This window comes from Pseudomonas sp. P110(2024), assembly GCF_057480795.1.
On record NZ_JBLIYT010000009.1, the window covers coordinates 108048 to 124320 of the forward strand.

18 protein-coding genes are annotated in these 16273 nt (G+C 65.6%); 14 read left to right on the forward strand and 4 right to left on the reverse strand.

Annotation, left to right across the window (positions count from 1 at the left end; all coding sequences use genetic code 11):
• Positions 1 to 30 precede the first annotated feature (30 nt).
• A complete protein-coding gene (gene pilG, locus AC25ND_RS15815) occupies positions 31 to 432 on the reverse strand; it encodes a twitching motility response regulator PilG (protein ID WP_028688353.1) in 402 nt (133 codons plus the stop codon).
• 185 nt (positions 433 to 617) lie between these two features.
• Here pilG and gshB point away from each other — a divergent pair, with 185 nt between their 5' ends.
• The 14 genes from gshB (at position 618) to AC25ND_RS15885 (ending at position 14503) form a co-directional block, all read left to right on the forward strand.
• The gene (gshB, locus tag AC25ND_RS15820; RefSeq protein WP_182321844.1) at positions 618 to 1571 is read left to right on the forward strand and encodes a glutathione synthase; all 954 of its coding nucleotides are present in this window, start codon (positions 618 to 620) and stop codon (positions 1569 to 1571) included.
• A 90-nt stretch (positions 1572 to 1661) separates the two neighbouring features.
• Positions 1662 to 2561: an energy transducer TonB gene (locus AC25ND_RS15825; RefSeq protein WP_028688355.1), complete on the forward strand. Its 900-nt coding sequence runs from the start codon at positions 1662 to 1664 to the stop codon at positions 2559 to 2561.
• 127 nt (positions 2562 to 2688) lie between these two features.
• Complete coding sequence (locus tag AC25ND_RS15830) at positions 2689 to 3258, forward strand: YqgE/AlgH family protein (protein ID WP_028688356.1); 570 nt, start codon at positions 2689 to 2691, stop codon at positions 3256 to 3258.
• On the forward strand, positions 3258 to 3683 hold the full coding sequence (gene ruvX, locus AC25ND_RS15835) for a Holliday junction resolvase RuvX (RefSeq protein WP_028688357.1): 426 nt from the start codon (positions 3258 to 3260) through the stop codon (positions 3681 to 3683). The genes AC25ND_RS15830 and ruvX overlap by 1 nt, the downstream gene beginning before the upstream one ends.
• 51 nt (positions 3684 to 3734) lie before the next feature.
• Positions 3735 to 4253, forward strand: coding sequence for a bifunctional pyr operon transcriptional regulator/uracil phosphoribosyltransferase PyrR (gene pyrR, locus AC25ND_RS15840; protein ID WP_028688358.1), 519 nt, complete (start codon positions 3735 to 3737; stop codon positions 4251 to 4253).
• Between the two features lie 12 nt (positions 4254 to 4265).
• Complete coding sequence (locus AC25ND_RS15845; protein WP_028688359.1) at positions 4266 to 5270, forward strand: aspartate carbamoyltransferase catalytic subunit; 1005 nt, start codon at positions 4266 to 4268, stop codon at positions 5268 to 5270.
• Positions 5267 to 6538, forward strand: coding sequence for a dihydroorotase (locus AC25ND_RS15850; RefSeq protein ID WP_028688360.1), 1272 nt, complete (start codon positions 5267 to 5269; stop codon positions 6536 to 6538). The genes AC25ND_RS15845 and AC25ND_RS15850 overlap by 4 nt, the downstream gene beginning before the upstream one ends.
• A 201-nt stretch (positions 6539 to 6739) precedes the next feature.
• A complete protein-coding gene (gene hslV / locus AC25ND_RS15855) occupies positions 6740 to 7270 on the forward strand; it encodes an ATP-dependent protease subunit HslV (protein ID WP_028688361.1) in 531 nt (176 codons plus the stop codon).
• A gap of 76 nt (positions 7271 to 7346) precedes the next feature.
• A complete protein-coding gene (hslU, locus tag AC25ND_RS15860; protein WP_028688362.1) occupies positions 7347 to 8690 on the forward strand; it encodes an ATP-dependent protease ATPase subunit HslU in 1344 nt (447 codons plus the stop codon).
• A gap of 87 nt (positions 8691 to 8777) precedes the next feature.
• A complete protein-coding gene (locus AC25ND_RS15865) occupies positions 8778 to 9155 on the forward strand; it encodes a gamma-butyrobetaine hydroxylase family protein (RefSeq protein ID WP_011536058.1) in 378 nt (125 codons plus the stop codon).
• A 336-nt stretch (positions 9156 to 9491) separates the two neighbouring features.
• The gene (gene phaC, locus AC25ND_RS15870) at positions 9492 to 11171 is read left to right on the forward strand and encodes a class II poly(R)-hydroxyalkanoic acid synthase (RefSeq protein WP_186596518.1); all 1680 of its coding nucleotides are present in this window, start codon (positions 9492 to 9494) and stop codon (positions 11169 to 11171) included.
• 64 nt (positions 11172 to 11235) lie between these two features.
• Positions 11236 to 12087: a poly(3-hydroxyalkanoate) depolymerase gene (phaZ, locus tag AC25ND_RS15875; protein WP_062360233.1), complete on the forward strand. Its 852-nt coding sequence runs from the start codon at positions 11236 to 11238 to the stop codon at positions 12085 to 12087.
• Between the two features lie 114 nt (positions 12088 to 12201).
• A complete protein-coding gene (gene phaC / locus AC25ND_RS15880; protein ID WP_062360235.1) occupies positions 12202 to 13884 on the forward strand; it encodes a class II poly(R)-hydroxyalkanoic acid synthase in 1683 nt (560 codons plus the stop codon).
• 4 nt (positions 13885 to 13888) lie between these two features.
• Positions 13889 to 14503 carry a TetR/AcrR family transcriptional regulator gene (locus AC25ND_RS15885; protein ID WP_028688366.1) on the forward strand — a complete coding sequence of 205 codons (615 nt, stop codon included), beginning with the start codon at positions 13889 to 13891 and terminating at the stop codon, positions 14501 to 14503.
• 87 nt (positions 14504 to 14590) lie between these two features.
• Here AC25ND_RS15885 and AC25ND_RS15890 read toward each other — a convergent pair whose 3' ends face one another.
• The 3 genes from AC25ND_RS15890 to AC25ND_RS15900 all read right to left on the reverse strand — a co-directional run bounded on the left by AC25ND_RS15890 (position 14591) and on the right by AC25ND_RS15900 (position 16227).
• Positions 14591 to 15334: a phasin family protein gene (locus tag AC25ND_RS15890; RefSeq protein WP_028688367.1), complete on the reverse strand. Its 744-nt coding sequence runs from the start codon at positions 15332 to 15334 to the stop codon at positions 14591 to 14593.
• A 10-nt stretch (positions 15335 to 15344) separates the two neighbouring features.
• The gene (locus tag AC25ND_RS15895) at positions 15345 to 15767 is read right to left on the reverse strand and encodes a phasin family protein (RefSeq protein WP_028688368.1); all 423 of its coding nucleotides are present in this window, start codon (positions 15765 to 15767) and stop codon (positions 15345 to 15347) included.
• Positions 15768 to 15951: 184 nt separating this feature from the next.
• Positions 15952 to 16227: a polyhydroxyalkanoic acid system family protein gene (locus AC25ND_RS15900; protein WP_062360240.1), complete on the reverse strand. Its 276-nt coding sequence runs from the start codon at positions 16225 to 16227 to the stop codon at positions 15952 to 15954.
• Positions 16228 to 16273: the final 46 nt, after the last annotated feature.

Consider the following 16273-nt stretch of genomic DNA (forward strand, 5'->3'; position numbering starts at 1 on the left):
AAATAGAGACGCCGTCCGGCGAGGGCGGCGTCAGGGTGCGTGTGGGTCCTGCGCGGCGAAACCAGGCACGCTGGCACGGATCGCGTCGAGCAGTTCTTCCTTGCTGAACGGTTTGGTCAGGAACTGGTCGGAGCCGACCACCCGGCCGCGGGCCTTGTCGAACAGGCCATCGCGGGAAGACAGCAGGATCACCGGGGTGTCCTTGAACGTATTGTTGTGCTTGATGATGGCGCAGGTCTGGTAACCGTCAAGGCGCGGCATCAACACATCGACGAAGATGATCCGGGGCTTGTGATCGACGATCTTGGCCAGGGCGTCGAAGCCGTCACTGGCGGTGATCACCTCGCAGCCGGCCTCGCCGAGCAACATCTGCGCGGTGCGGCGGATCGTGCGGGAGTCGTCGATCACCATCACCTTCAGGGGTTGTTCCATAGTTGCGCTTCTGCCTGGGAGCGAATTCGCCAAAAGGCCGTGCAGGCCATGTGCCTGGCCTTTTTAACACAGTCCAGAGGGCCATTCCATCCGCCCGCCCCTTGACCGTGGGCGCGCCCGGCGCCACCCTGAGCCACTTTTCTTTCGTGCCATCGCGGCCACCCGCCGCCAAGAGGAACTACCCCATGAGCGTTCGCCTCGGGATTGTCATGGACCCCATCGCGTCCATCTCCTACAAAAAGGACAGCTCGCTGGCCATGCTGCTGGCCGCCCAGGTCCGTGGCTGGAGCCTGTTCTACATGGAACAGCGCGACCTGTACCAGGCCCAGGGCAAGGCCCGCGCGCGGATGCGCCCGCTCAAGGTGTTCGCCGACCCGGCCCGCTGGTTCGAGCTGGACGAGGAGCAGGACAGCCCGCTGGCCGAGCTGGACGTGATCCTGATGCGCAAGGACCCGCCCTTCGACATGGAGTTCGTCTACAGCACCTACCTGCTGGAGCAGGCCGAGGCCGAAGGCGTGCTGGTGGTCAACCGCCCGCAGAGCCTGCGCGACTGCAACGAGAAGCTGTTCGCCACGCTGTTCCCGCAGTGCACGCCGCCGACCCTGGTCAGCCGTCGCCCGGACATCATCCGAGAATTCGCGGCCGAGCACGGCGATGTGATCCTCAAGCCGCTGGACGGCATGGGCGGCACCTCGATCTTCCGTCACCGGGCCGGTGATCCCAACCTGTCGGTGATCCTCGAGACCCTGACCGCGCTCGGCGCCCAGCAGATCATGGCCCAGGCCTACCTGCCGGCGATCAAGGACGGCGACAAGCGCATCCTGATGATCGACGGCGAGCCGGTGGACTACTGCCTGGCGCGCATCCCGGCCAGCGGCGAGACCCGCGGCAACCTGGCCGCCGGCGGACGCGGCGAAGCCCGGCCGCTGAGCGAGCGCGACCGCTGGATCGCCGCCCAGGTCGGCCCGACCCTGCGCGAGAAGGGCCTGCTGTTCGTCGGCCTGGACGTGATCGGCGACTACCTCACCGAAATCAACGTCACCAGCCCGACCTGCATTCGCGAGATCGATGCTGCCTACAACACCGACATCGGCGGCCGTTTGATGGACGCCATTGATCGCAAGCTGCAGGCGCGCTGACCGCCGACACGTGGCAAACCCGCGGAGTGGGGTATGATGCCGGTCCTTTTTCGCTGACCTGCGCCCTGTTTCGCGGTTGCTGGATACCTGATGACGCTGCCTGCCGACATCCCCGCCGACCTGCTGCCACCCCGCGTTCGCCCGGTGGACAGGCTCGGCTTCACCCTGTTCCTGGCCGCCCTGGTGCACCTAGCGCTGATCCTGGGCGTGGGTTTCACCGTGGTCAAGCCGGCCGACATCCGCCACACCATGGACATCACCCTGGCCACCTTCAAGAGTGAGAAGGCGCCCGAGAAGGCCGACTTCCAGGCCCAGGACAACCAGCAGGGCAGCGGCACCCTGGAAAAAAAGGCGGTGCCCAAAACCACCGAGGTCGCGCCGTTCCAGGACAGCAAGATCAACAAGATCACGCCGCCGCCGGCGGCGAAACCAGAGATCCCGCCCGCACCGGCGAAGTCCGTGGTCGCCACCCAGGCGCCGAAAACCCAGAAGGTCGAGCCCAGGCCGAAGGAAAGCAAGCCGCAGCCCAAGCCCGAGGCCAAGGTGCCGGACTTCGACAGCTCGCAGCTGTCCAGCCAGATCGCCAGCCTCGAGGCCGAGCTGTCCCATGAGCAGCAACTGTATGCCAAGCGCCCGCGCATCCATCGCCTGAACGCCGCCTCGACCCTGCGCGACAAGGGCGCCTGGTACAAGGAAGAGTGGCGCAAGAAGGTCGAGCGCATCGGCAACCTCAACTACCCCGAGGAGGCCCGGCGCCAGCAGCTGTACGGCAGCTTGCGGATGATGGTGTCGATCAACCGCGACGGCTCGTTGTACGAAGTGCTGGTACTGGAATCGTCGGGCCAGCCGGTGCTGGACCAGGCGGCCCAGCGCATCGTGCGCCTGGCGGCGCCATTCGCGCCGTTCACCGGCGACCTGGCGGAGTTCGACCGCCTGGAGATCATCCGCACCTGGCGCTTTGCCCGGGGTGACCGGCTGTCGAGCAACTGATCGGGGCCGCGTTGCGGCCCATCGCTGGCAAGCCAGCGCCCACAGGGACAGCGCATGGCTTGAGTTCTGCACGATCGGTGTGGGACCCCGCTTGTCAGTCTCGTCACCTGGCGCCACACTAGCGGTCATGAAAACCCTCGCCCCCAGCTACCTCAAGCACCAGTTCCTGATCGCCATGCCGCACATGGCCGATCCGAACTTTGCCCAGACCCTCACCTACATCGTCGAGCACAATGCCCACGGCGCCATGGGCCTGGTGGTCAATCGCCCGCAGGAGCTGAACCTGGCCGACATCCTCGAGCAGTTGCGCCCGGACGACGAGCCGCCCGCCAGCACCCTGCATATCCCGATCTACCAGGGTGGCCCGGTGCAGACCGACCGCGGTTTCGTGCTGCACAGCAACGACCGCAGCTACCAGGCCACGGTCGAGCTGGAGGGCCTGTCGCTGTCCACTTCCCAAGACGTGCTGTTCGCCATCGCCACCGGCGATGGCCCGCGCAAGAGCCTCATCACCCTGGGCTACGCGGGTTGGGAAGCCGGCCAGCTGGAGGCGGAGCTGGCCGACAATGCCTGGCTCAACTGCCCCTTCGACCCCGAGATCATCTTTGGCCTGGCCAGCGACCAACGCCTGGGCGCCGCCGCCGCGAGCCTGGGGATCAACCTCAGCCTGCTGACCAGCCAGGCGGGCCACGCCTGATGGCCGAACTGCGTCTACTGCTGGGCTTCGACTATGGCACCCGACAGATCGGCGTGGCCGTCGGCCAGGTGATCACCGGCCAGGCCCGCGAGCTGTGCACGCTCAAGGCCCAGAACGGCGTACCGGACTGGAACCAGGTCGAGAAGCTGATCAAGGAATGGAAACCCGACGCGATCGTTGTCGGCCTGCCGCTGAACATGGACGGCACGCCCAGCGAGATGAGCGAACGCGCCGAGAAATTTGCCCGGCGCCTGCACGGCCGCTACAACCTGCCGGTGCACACCCACGACGAACGCCTGACCACCTTCGAGGCCAAGGGCGAGCAGATGGCCCGAGGCGGGCGCCACGGCAGCTACCGCGACAACCCGGTCGACGCCATCGCCGCCGCCCTGCTGCTGCAAGGCTGGCTGGAGGCCAACACTTAAATCCGCTTTGCCGCCGGCTGGAGCCGGCGCCCGCCTTCCGAGGAGCACGCAATGAGCCTACCCAATCCCGCCGATCTGATCCGGCAGATGGCCGTCGACCTTCGCGCCCACCTGGCCCGCCGCGGCATCAGCGAGCCGCGCTTCATCGGCATCCGCACCGGCGGCGTGTGGGTGGCCCAGGCCCTGCTGGCCGAGCTGGGCGACCAGGGCCCGCTGGGCACCCTGGATGTGTCCTTCTACCGCGACGACTTCAGCCAGAACGGCTTGCACCCGCAGGTGCGCCCTTCGGAGCTGCCGTTCGAGATCGAAGGCCAGCACCTGGTGCTGGTAGACGACGTGCTGATGAGCGGGCGCACCATCCGCGCCGCCCTCAACGAGCTGTTCGACTATGGCCGTCCGGCCAGCGTGACCCTGGCCTGCCTGCTCGACCTGGATGCCGGCGAATTGCCGATCCGGCCGAATGTAGTCGGCGCCACCCTGTCCCTGGCCGCCCATGAACGGGTAAAATTGACCGGACCCACGCCGCTCGCCCTCGAGCGCCAGGACCTCGCTCCCGCTTCCGCCCTTTAAGAGTCCCCCGCGATGACGCCACTCGACGCCAAGCGCCCGCTGCAGCTCAATGACCAGGGCCAGCTGCGCCACTTCCTCTCGCTCGACGGTTTGCCCCGCGAACTGCTCACCGAGATCCTCGACACCGCCGACTCGTTCCTCGAAGTCGGCGCCCGGGCCGTGAAGAAAGTCCCGTTGCTGCGCGGCAAGACCGTGTGCAACGTGTTCTTCGAGAACTCCACCCGCACCCGCACCACCTTCGAACTGGCGGCCCAGCGCCTGTCGGCCGACGTGATCAGCCTGAACGTGTCGACTTCCTCGACCAGCAAGGGCGAGACCCTGTTCGACACCCTGCGTAACCTGGAGGCCATGGCCGCCGACATGTTCGTCGTGCGCCACTCCGATTCCGGCGCCGCCCACTTCATCGCCGAGCATGTGTGCCCGGACGTGGCAGTAATCAATGGCGGTGACGGCCGCCACGCCCACCCGACCCAGGGCATGCTCGACATGCTCACCATTCGTCGGCACAAGGGCGGCTTCGAAAACCTCTCCGTGGCCATCGTCGGCGACATCCTGCACTCGCGGGTGGCGCGCTCGGACATGCTCGCGCTCAAGGCGCTGGGCTGCCCGGACATCCGCGTGATCGGCCCGAAGACGCTAATCCCGATTGGTATCGAACAATACGGGGTGAAGGTCTACACCGACCTCGCCGAAGGTCTCAAGGATGTCGACGTGGTGATCATGCTGCGCCTGCAGCGCGAGCGCATGGCCGGCGGCCTGCTGCCCAGCGAGGGCGAGTTCTACCGCCTGTTCGGCTTGACCACCTCGCGCCTGGCCGGGGCCAAGCCGGATGCCATCGTCATGCACCCGGGTCCGATCAACCGCGGCGTGGAAATCGAATCGGCGGTGGCCGACGGCCAGCACTCGGTGATCCTCAACCAGGTCACCTACGGCATCGCCGTGCGCATGGCCGTGCTGTCCATGGCCATGAGCGGGCAGAACGCGCAACGTCAATTCGACCAGGAGAACGCCCAGTGACCATCAGCATTATCGGCGCCCGGGTCATCGATCCTGCCAGCGGCCTGGACCGCATCACCGACCTGCACCTGGACGGCGGGCGCATCGCCGCCATCGGCGCGGCGCCGGCCGGTTTCAACGCCAGCCGCACGATCCAGGCCGACGGTCTGGTAGCCGCGCCGGGCCTGGTCGACCTCGGCGTCTCCCTGCGCGAGCCGGGCTACAGCCGCAAGGGCAACATCGCCAGTGAAACCCGCGCCGCCGTGGCTGGCGGCGTCACCAGCCTGTGCTGCCCACCGCAGACCAAGCCGGTGCTGGACACCTCGGCAGTCGCCGAACTGATCCTCGACCGCGCCCGCGAGGCGGCCAACAGCAAGGTTTACCCGATAGGCGCCCTGACCAAGGGCCTGGAAGGCGAGCAACTGGCCGAACTGGTAGCCCTGCGCGACACCGGTTGCGTGGCCTTCGGCAACGGCCTGAAGGAAATCCCCAACAACCGCACCTTGGCCCGCGCCCTGGAATACGCGGCGACCTTCGACCTGACCGTGGTGTTCCACTCCCAGGACCGCGACCTGGCGCAAGGCGGCCTGGCCCACGAAGGCCCCATGGCCAGCTTCCTCGGGCTGCCGGGCATCCCGGAAACCGCCGAGACCGTGGCCCTGGCCCGCAACCTGCTGCTGGTCGAGCAGAGTGGCGTGCGCGCCCACTTCACCCAGATCACCAGCGCCCGCGGCGCCCGGTTGATCGCCCAGGCCCAGGCGCTGGGGCTGCCGGTCACCGCCGACGTGGCGCTGTACCAGCTGATCCTCACCGACGAAGCGCTGCGCGACTTCTCCAGCCTGTACCACGTGCAGCCGCCGCTGCGCACCGCCGCCGACCGCGATGGCCTGCGCGAGGCGGTGAAGTCCGGGGTGATTCAGGCGATCAGCAGCCATCACCAGCCTCACGAGCGTGATGCCAAGCTGGCGCCGTTCGGTGCCACCGAGCCGGGTATCAGCAGCGTCGAGCTGCTGTTGCCGCTGGCCATGACCCTGGTCGAGGACGGCCTGCTCGACCTGCCAACCCTGCTGGCACGCCTGAGCAGCGGCCCGGCTGCCGCGATGCGCTTGCCGGCCGGCGAGCTGAAGGTGGGTGGCGCGGCGGACCTGGTGCTGTTCGATCCGAACGCGTCCACCGTGGCAGGCGAGCAGTGGTTCTCTCGCGGTGCGAACTGCCCGTTCATCGGCCACTGCCTGCCGGGCGCGGTGCGTTATACCTTGGTCGATGGGCACGTCTGCCACGAGGCCTGAGTAACGCCTATCGCGGGGCAAGCCCGCTCCCACGCAGGAGCTCCCACGCAAGGTCGACCTGGCGTGGGAGCGGGCTTGCCCCGCGATGGGGCCGGCAAAGACCTGAAACAACCATTCATCCCCGCTGGTTGAAATCCTTCCCCCCTCCCCCCATATCAGTCTGCATCAGGCATTTTCGCCCCGCTGCGTGGAGACTCTCCCTTGACTACCATCGTTTCTGTCCGCCGTAACGGCAAAGTCGTCATGGGCGGCGACGGCCAGGTTTCCCTCGGCAACACTGTGATGAAAGGCAACGCCAAGAAAGTCCGTCGCCTGTACAACGGCCAGGTCATCGCCGGCTTCGCCGGTGCCACCGCCGATGCCTTCACGCTGTTCGAACGCTTCGAAGCCCAGTTGCAGAAACACTCCGGCCATCTGGTGCGCGCCGCCGTCGAGCTGGCCAAGGAATGGCGTACCGACCGTACCCTGAGCCGCCTGGAAGCCATGCTGGCCGTGGCCAACAAGGACGCCTCGCTGATCATCACTGGTAACGGCGACGTGGTCGAACCCGAGGACGGCCTGATCGCCATGGGTTCCGGCGGTGCCTACGCCCAGGCCGCGGCCCGCGCCCTGCTGAACAAGACCGACCTCTCGGCCCGTGAGATCGCCGAGACAGCCCTGAACATCGCCGGCGACATTTGCGTGTTCACCAACCACAACCTGACCATCGAGGAGCAGGACCTGGCCGAGTGATCAGCTGTTCTGGCGCCCCATCCCGGTGATGGGGCTTTTCCACGCTGACCCACTTTGCCGAAGGACCACATTCATCATGTCCATGACCCCCCGCGAAATCGTTCACGAACTGAACCGCCACATCATCGGTCAGGACGACGCCAAGCGCGCCGTCGCCATCGCCCTGCGCAACCGCTGGCGGCGCATGCAGCTCCCTGCCGAGCTGCGTGCCGAAGTGACGCCCAAGAACATCCTGATGATCGGCCCCACCGGTGTCGGCAAGACCGAAATCGCCCGCCGCCTGGCCAAGCTGGCCAACGCGCCGTTCATCAAGGTCGAGGCGACCAAGTTCACCGAAGTTGGCTACGTTGGCCGTGACGTCGAGTCGATCATCCGCGACTTGGCCGACGCCGCGCTGAAGATGCTGCGCGAGCAGGAGATCGTGCGCGTGCGCCACCGCGCCGAGGACGCCGCCGAAGACCGTATCCTCGACGCCCTGCTACCGCAGGCGCGGGTCAGCAGCTTCAGCGAGGAAGCCCAGCAGTCCAGCACCGACTCCAACACCCGCCAGCTGTTCCGCAAGCGCTTGCGCGAAGGCCAGCTGGACGACAAGGAAATCGAGATCGAAGTCGCCGAGAACATGGGCGTCGAGATCGCCGCGCCGCCCGGCATGGAAGAGATGACCAACCAGCTGCAGAGCCTGTTCGCCAACATGGGCAAGGGCAAGCGCAAGAGCCGCAAGCTGAAGGTCAAGGACGCCCTGAAGATGGTCCGCGACGAGGAAGCCGGCCGCCTGGTCAACGAGGAAGAGCTCAAGGCCAAGGCCCTGGAAGCGGTCGAGCAGCACGGCATCGTGTTCATCGACGAGATCGACAAGGTGGCCAAGCGTGGCAACGTCGGCGGCGCCGATGTCTCCCGTGAAGGCGTACAGCGCGACCTGTTGCCGCTGATCGAGGGCTGCACCGTCAACACCAAGCTGGGCATGGTCAAGACCGACCACATCCTGTTCATCGCCTCCGGCGCGTTCCACCTGAGCAAGCCAAGCGACCTGGTGCCCGAGCTCCAGGGCCGCCTGCCAATCCGTGTCGAGCTCAAGGCGCTGACCCCGGAAGACTTCGAGCGCATCCTCAAGGAGCCGCATGCCTCACTGACCGAACAGTACAGCGCCCTGCTCAAGACCGAGGGCCTGAACATCGAGTTCGCCGACGAAGGCCTCAAGCGCCTGGCCGAGATCGCCTACCAGGTCAACGAGAAGACCGAGAACATCGGTGCCCGCCGCCTGCACACCTTGCTCGAGCGCCTGCTCGAAGAAGTGTCGTTCAGCGCCGGCGACCTGGCCAGCACCCACGACGAGACGCCGATCCACATCGACGCCGCCTACGTAAACAGCCACCTGGGTGAGCTGGCGCAGAACGAAGACCTGTCGCGCTATATCCTGTAAGACCGCTGGGGGCTGCTTTGCAGCCCCCTTGCACAATCCCCTGAATCTCCCGAAGCTTGCACCATCAGCTCACCAGAGATTCCAGCCATGGCCCGCCTCCCCACCGCCATCAACCTGCACAAAGCCTCCAAGACCCTCACCCTCACCTACGCCCCCGGCGAGGTCTACCACCTGCCCGCCGAATTCCTGCGCGTGCATTCGCCGTCCGCCGAGGTCCAGGGCCACGGCAACCCCATCCTGCAATTTGGCAAGATCAACGTCGGCCTCAGCGGTCTGGAACCGGCCGGTCAATATGCACTGAAACTGACCTTCGACGATGGCCATGACTCCGGATTGTTCACCTGGGAGTACCTCGAGCAGCTGTGCCTGCGCCAGGAGCAGCTGTGGGCCGAGTACCTCGACGAATTGCACAAGGCCGGCAAATCCCGCGACCCGTCCGAATCGGTGGTGAAATTGATGCTCTAGCTCAAGGCTCGCAGGCTTTAGAGCGCATTTTCTAATCTCATCTGCTTGAATGCCTTGATGACAGCCAAAGATTGGCTGTCTTGCGCATTACACGAAAGTCGGGTAACCAATGGAGCTGGCAAGTTCCCTGCATCGCCTTGAAGGCAGGCAGGGCCGGGCCGGTATGTAGAGGTCGCGAGCGAAAGCAGGTTGTCTTCACACGCAGAAACCCACGCAGCTCATCATCGGCACGCATCCGGTCGCAGCACCGCTGTTCCTTATCACTGGTCACCCGAGTAGCAGTACCGGGCTGTCACAGCACACCGGTACTCGTCTCAGGACAACGGAGCGTCGTAGATGAGTAACAAGAACAACGATGAGTTGCAGCGGCAGGCCTCGGAAAACACCCTGGGGCTGAACCCGGTTATCGGCATTCGCCGCAAGGATCTGCTGACATCGGCGCGCACGGTGTTGCGCCAGGCAATACGCCAGCCCTTGCACAGCGCCAAGCACGTGGCGCATTTCGGCCTGGAGCTGAAGAACGTGCTGCTGGGCAAGTCGGCCCTGCAGCCCGAAGGCGACGACCGTCGCTTCGCCGACCCGGCGTGGAGCAAGAACCCCCTGTACCGCCGCTACCTGCAGACCTACCTGGCCTGGCGCAAGGAGCTCAACGACTGGATCAGCGAAAGCGACCTGTCGCCCCAGGACATCAGCCGCGGGCAGTTCGTCATCAACCTGGTGACCGAGGCCATGGCCCCCACCAACACCCTTTCCAACCCCGCCGCGGTCAAGCGCTTCTTCGAGACCGGCGGCAAGAGCCTGCTCGACGGGCTGTCCAACCTGGCCAAGGACATCGTCAACAACGGCGGCATGCCCAGCCAGGTGAACATGGAGGCCTTCGAGGTCGGTAAGAACCTCGGCACCAGCGAAGGCTCGGTGGTGTACCGCAACGATGTGCTGGAGCTGATCCAGTACAGCCCCATTACCGAGCAGGTGCACAGCCGTCCGCTGCTGGTGGTACCGCCCCAGATCAACAAGTTCTACGTGTTCGACCTGAGCCCGGAAAAGAGCCTGGCACGCTTCTGCCTGCGCTCCCAGCAGCAGACCTTCATCATCAGCTGGCGCAACCCGACCAAGGCTCAGCGCGAGTGGGGCCTTTCGACCTACATCGACGCGCTCAAGGAAGCAGTCGACGCGGTGCTGGCGATCACCGGCAGCAAGGACCTGAACATGCTTGGCGCCTGCTCCGGCGGCATCACCTGCACCGCGCTGGTGGGCCACTACGCCGCGCTCGGCGAGAAAAAGGTCAACGCCCTCACCCTGCTGGTGAGCGTGCTCGACACCACCGTCGACACCCAGGTCGCGCTGTTCGTCGACGAGCAAACGCTGGAGGCGGCCAAGCGCCACTCCTACCAGGCTGGCGTGCTCGAAGGCAGCGACATGGCCAAGGTATTCGCCTGGATGCGCCCCAACGACCTGATCTGGAACTACTGGGTCAACAATTACCTGCTCGGCAACGAACCGCCGGTGTTCGACATCCTGTTCTGGAACAACGACACCACCCGCCTGCCGGCCGCCTTCCACGGCGACCTGATCGAAATGTTCAAGAACAATCCGCTGACCCGCTCCGACGCCCTCGAAGTGTGCGGCACCGCCATCGACCTGAAGAAGGTCGACTGCGACATCTACAGCGTCGCCGGCACCGCCGACCACATCACCCCGTGGCAATCGTGCTACCGCTCGGCGCACCTGTTCGGCGGCAAGATCGAGTTCGTGCTGTCCAACAGCGGCCATATCCAGAGCATCCTCAACCCGCCGGGCAACCCCAAGGCACGCTTCCTGACCGGCGAGGACCGCCCGGACGACCCGGTGGCCTGGCAGGAGAACGCCATCAAGCACGCCGACTCCTGGTGGCTGCACTGGCAGGCCTGGCTGGGCGAGCGCGCCGGCGAACTCAAGAAGGCGCCTACAAAGCTGGGTAACCGCACCTATACCGCAGGCGAGGCCGCACCGGGAACATACGTGCACGAGCGTTGAACCGAACCGCCGCGATGGGCCAGTCGGCGCATCGCGGCGCTACCTTCACCACAGAGTCACGCGCATGCCGCAACCGTACATCTTCAGGACCGTCGAGCTGGACGATCAGTCCATCCGCACCGCGGTCCGCCCGGGCAAGCCACACCTGACGCCGTTGCTGATCTTCAACGGCATCGGCGCCAACCTCGAGCTGGTATTCCCTTTCATCGAGGCGCTGGACCCGGACCTGGAAGTCATCGCCTTCGACGTACCCGGGGTCGGCGGCTCGTCGACGCCGCGCCACCCCTACCGCTTTCCCGGCCTGGCCAAGCTGACCGCGCGCATGCTCGACTACCTGGACTACGGCCAGGTCAACGTCATCGGTGTGTCCTGGGGCGGCGCCCTGGCCCAGCAGTTCGCCTACGACTACCCGGAGCGCTGCAAGAAGCTGGTGCTGGCCGCCACCGCCGCCGGCGCGGTGATGGTACCGGGCAAGCCCAAGGTGCTGTGGATGATGGCCAGCCCAAGGCGCTACGTGCAACCCTCCCATGTGATCCGCATCGCCCCGCTGATCTATGGCGGCGGCTTCCGGCGCGACCCTGAGCTGGCCATGCACCACGCCTCCAAGGTCCGTTCGGGCGGCAAGCTGGGCTACTACTGGCAACTGTTCGCCGGACTCGGATGGACCAGCATCCACTGGTTGCACAAGATCCACCAACCCACTCTGGTGCTGGCCGGCGACGACGATCCGTTGATCCCATTGATCAACATGCGCTTGCTGGCCTGGCGAATTCCCAATGCCCAGCTACACATAATCGACGACGGCCACCTGTTCCTGATCACCCGGGCCGAAGCCGTCGCGCCGATCATCATGAAATTCCTCGAGCAGGAACGCCAACGCGCGGTCATGCACCCCCGGCCAGCGGCAAGGGGGTAGGAAGGCTTTTTATGCGTCAGCACAGGCTAGTTGCAGCCAAGCCCAGTGCGCCTTCGCGCGGGCGAGCCCGCGACAAGGCCAACGCGGAAATGGATCTGACGAAGGAGTGTTGGCATGAAGGACAAACCGGCCAGAGGGATGACACCGGTCCCCGCCACGAGCATGAACGTGCAGAACGCCATCACCGGCCTGCGCGGTCGCGACCTGATCTCGACCCTGCGCCAGGTCGGCCGGATCGGCCTGCGCAACCCGCTGCACACCGCGCACCATCTGCTGAGCCTGGGCGGCCAGCTGGGCCGTGTGCTGATCGGTGACAGCGCCTATCAACCCCACCCCCGCGACGCGCGCTTCAGCGACCCGACCTGGAGCCAGAACCCGTTCTACCGTCGCGGCCTGCAGGCCTACCTGGCCTGGCAGAAGCAAACTCGCCTGTGGATCGAGGAAAGCAGCCTGACCGACGATGACCGCGCCCGGGCGCAGTTCCTGTTCAACCTGGTCAGCGACGCCTTCGCGCCGAGCAACTCGCTGCTCAACCCGCTGGCGATCAAGGAGCTGTTCAACACCGGCGGCCTGAGCCTGCTGCGCGGGGCCAGCCACCTGCTCGACGACCTGCGCCACAACGATGGCCTGCCGCGCCAGGTGGACGAACGGGCCTTCGAAGTCGGTGGCAACCTGGCCGCCACCCCCGGCGCGGTGGTGTTTCGCAACGAGCTGCTGGAACTGATCCAGTACAAGCCCATGAGCGAGAAACAGTACGCCCGGCCATTGCTGGTGGTACCGCCGCAGATCAACAAGTTCTACATCTTCGACCTCGGCCCGACCAACAGCTTCGTCCAGTACATGCTCAAGCAGGGCCTGCAGGTGTTCATGGTCAGCTGGCGCAACCCTGACCCGCGTCACCGCGAATGGGGCCTGTCCAGCTACGTGCAGGCCCTGGAGGAGGCGCTCAACGCCTGCCGCAGCATCAGCGGCAGCCGTGATCCCAACCTGATGGGCGCCTGCGCCGGCGGCCTGACCATGGCCGCCCTGCAGGGCCACCTGCAGGCCAAGAAGCAACTGCGCAAGGTGCGCAGCGCCACCTACCTGGTGAGCCTGCTCGACAGCCATTTCGACAGTCCCGCCAGCCTGTTCGCCGACGAGCAGACCATCGAGGCGGCCAAGCGCCGCTCGTACCAGCGCGGCGTGCTGGACGGCGGCGAAGTGGCGCGCATCTTCGCCTGGATGCGCCCCAACGACCTGATCTGGAACTACTGGGTCAACAACTACCTGATGGGCAAGACCCCGCCGGCGTTCGACATCCTCTACTGGAACGCCGACAACACCCGCCTGCCCGCCGCCCTGCACGGCGACCTGCTGGACTTCTTCAAGCTCAACCCGCTGACCTTCCCCGAAGGCCTGGAAGTGTGCGGTACACCTATCGACCTCAAGCAGGTCGGGCTGGACAGTTTCACCGTGGCCGGCAGCAACGACCACATCACTCCGTGGGACGCGGTCTACCGCTCGGCGCTGTTGCTCGGTGGCGACCGACGTTTCATCCTGGCCAACAGTGGGCATATCCAGAGCATCATCAACCCGCCCGGCAATCCCAAGGCCTACTACCTGGAAAACCCCAAGCTCTCCAGCGACCCGCGGGCCTGGTTCCACGATGCCCAAAGGCGCGACGGCAGCTGGTGGCCGTTGTGGCTGGAATGGATCAGTGAGCGCTCCGGCACGCTGAAGGCGCCACGCGAGGAACTGGGCAACGCCACCTATCCACCGCTGGGCCCCGCGCCGGGCAGCTACGTATTGGCGCGCTGACCGGATGAAGACCCGCGACCGTATCCTTGAATGTGCCTTGCAGCTGTTCAACCGCCAGGGCGAGCCGAACGTCTCGACCCTGGAGATCGCCAATGAACTGGGGATCAGCCCCGGCAACCTGTACTACCACTTCCACGGCAAGGAGCCGCTGGTGATCGGCCTGTTCGAGCGTTTCGAAGAGGAGCTGATGCCACTGCTCGATCCGCCCCTGGATGTGCGCCTGGACGCCGAGGACTACTGGCTGTTCCTGCACCTGATCGTCGAGCGCATGGCCCAGTACCGCTTTTTGTTCCAGGACCTGTCCAACCTCACCGGGCGCCTGCCCAAGCTGGCGCGGGGCATGCGCAGCCTGATCAACGCCCTCAAGCGCACCCTGGCGGCGTTGCTGGCCAGCCTCAAGGGCCAGGGCCAGGTGACCAGTGAGACCCAGGCGCTGGGGCAACTGGTGGAGCAGATCACCCTGACCCTGATGTGCTCGCTGGACTACCAGCGGGTGCTGGGGCGCGAGGGCGATGTGGGGGTGGTGGTATACCAGGTGATGATGCTGGTGGCGCCGCATCTGCAGGCACCGGCGCGCAGGGCGGCGGAGCAGTTGGCGATGCGCTATCTGGAAGGCTGAAACGATCACGGGGCAAGCCCACCCCCACGCGTCCTGTGCAGGCTTCGTGGGAGCGGGCTTGCCCCGCGATCAGGGCGACGCGGTGTGTCAGGCCTGGGTGGCCGCGTTTACCGGTGCCGACGGCGTGCTGCTGGCCGGGGCCGCGCTCGGAGCCGGAGCCGCGGTGGCGGCGGGCGCCGGAGCGGCCGGCTTGGCTGCCGCAGGCTTGGTCGGAGTCGCTTTCTTCACGGCCGGCTTTTTGGCCGCAGTGGGTTTGGCAGCGGGTTTGGCCGCCGCTGGCTTGGCTGCCGGTTTAGCCGCCGCGGTTTTCGCCGCAGGCTTGGCCGCCGGTTTGGCCGCAGCGGTCTTGGCCGCAGGCTTGGCTGCCGCCTTGGCCAAGGGCTTGGCCGCGGTCTTGCTGGCACTGGCCTTGGAGATCGGGGTCACCGACGCGCCGGTCAGCTTCTCGATCTGCTTGGTCAGCGAGTCGACCTGCTGGTGCAGGGCCTTGATCTCATTGCGGCTGGGCACGCCCAGGCGCGAGATGGCGCTGTTCAAGCGCTTGTCGAAGGCCTCTTCCAGCTCGCTCCACTTGCCCAGCGCGCGGTCCTTCACGCCAGACACCCGGGAGTTGGTCGACGACTTGGCGCTTTCGGCCACGTCTTCGGCGGTTTTCTTCGCCTGCTTCTCAGCCTTTTCGCCATCCTTCACCAGCGAATCGAACAGCTTGGGACCGTCCTGGTCGATCTTGGAGTAGATACCCAGGCCAGCCAACCAGATCTTGCGGGAATACTTCTCGATTCCGCCGATCCAGGAACTGCCTTCTTTCTCGGTGTTCTTCTTGCCAGCCATCCTGCTCTCCTTATGGTTTGTGCGCGACACGCTCGAGCAGCTCATGCAGCTGTTCAAGCTTGATGGACAACGCCTCAACGTCATGTTTAGACGGAATGCCGAGGCGATTCAAGGCGCGACCGACACGGGCGTCGAAGGCTTTCTCGATTTTGTCCAGTTGGACCTCGACCTTGCCGCGTACCCGGCTGACTTCCTGGGTGGCTTCGTCGAGATGGCCGTTGGCGGCTTCGATCTCTTTACCCAGGCGCTTCTTGCCGCGTTTTTCGACGCCTTCGCCGGCCTTCACCAGCTCCTTGAAGTAGTCGGAACCTTCCTGGCCGACGCGGGCGTAGGCACCGATGCCCGCCAGCCAGATCTTGCGGGCGTAGCCGCGCACCTCACCCAGGGTACTGCCTTGGGCGTCGTCTTTCTGCTTGAGATTCACTTTGGCCATGCTCTGCACCTCATGCTCGTTCAAGGGAGGGAGGAACTGCCCTGGGAGGCAGGGCTTGAGCGTGAAGGTAGGCGGAAAAATTAGAATCCTCACCCTAAGGTGGGCCGTATTGCCGCTTCAGGCCTGCTGGATGTAGGCGCGGCCTTGTGCCACGCCTACAAGGGATCGGGACGGTACGGGCGAATCAGGCCAGTGCCTTGTCCAGCGCCCGCTCGATCTCGCCCTTGATGCTGGCGCTCATCATCGACAGCATCATGCCCAGCTTCAGCTCGACGCGGATGGTGTCCTCGCCAATGTGCACGCTGCCATTGGCACCACTGCGCGTCACATCGACGCGGTCGCCGTTCCAGGTGGCCTTGAGGTCGTATTCGCGGCTGAGCCTGTCGACCAGCGCCTCGGCCTTGGCACGGGCGGCGTCACGGCCGAGGGAGTGTTTGCGTTCGACGCTGATCTGGGTCATGCGGGTGATCCTGGATATGAAGACATAATCGCCATTATGCCCGCCC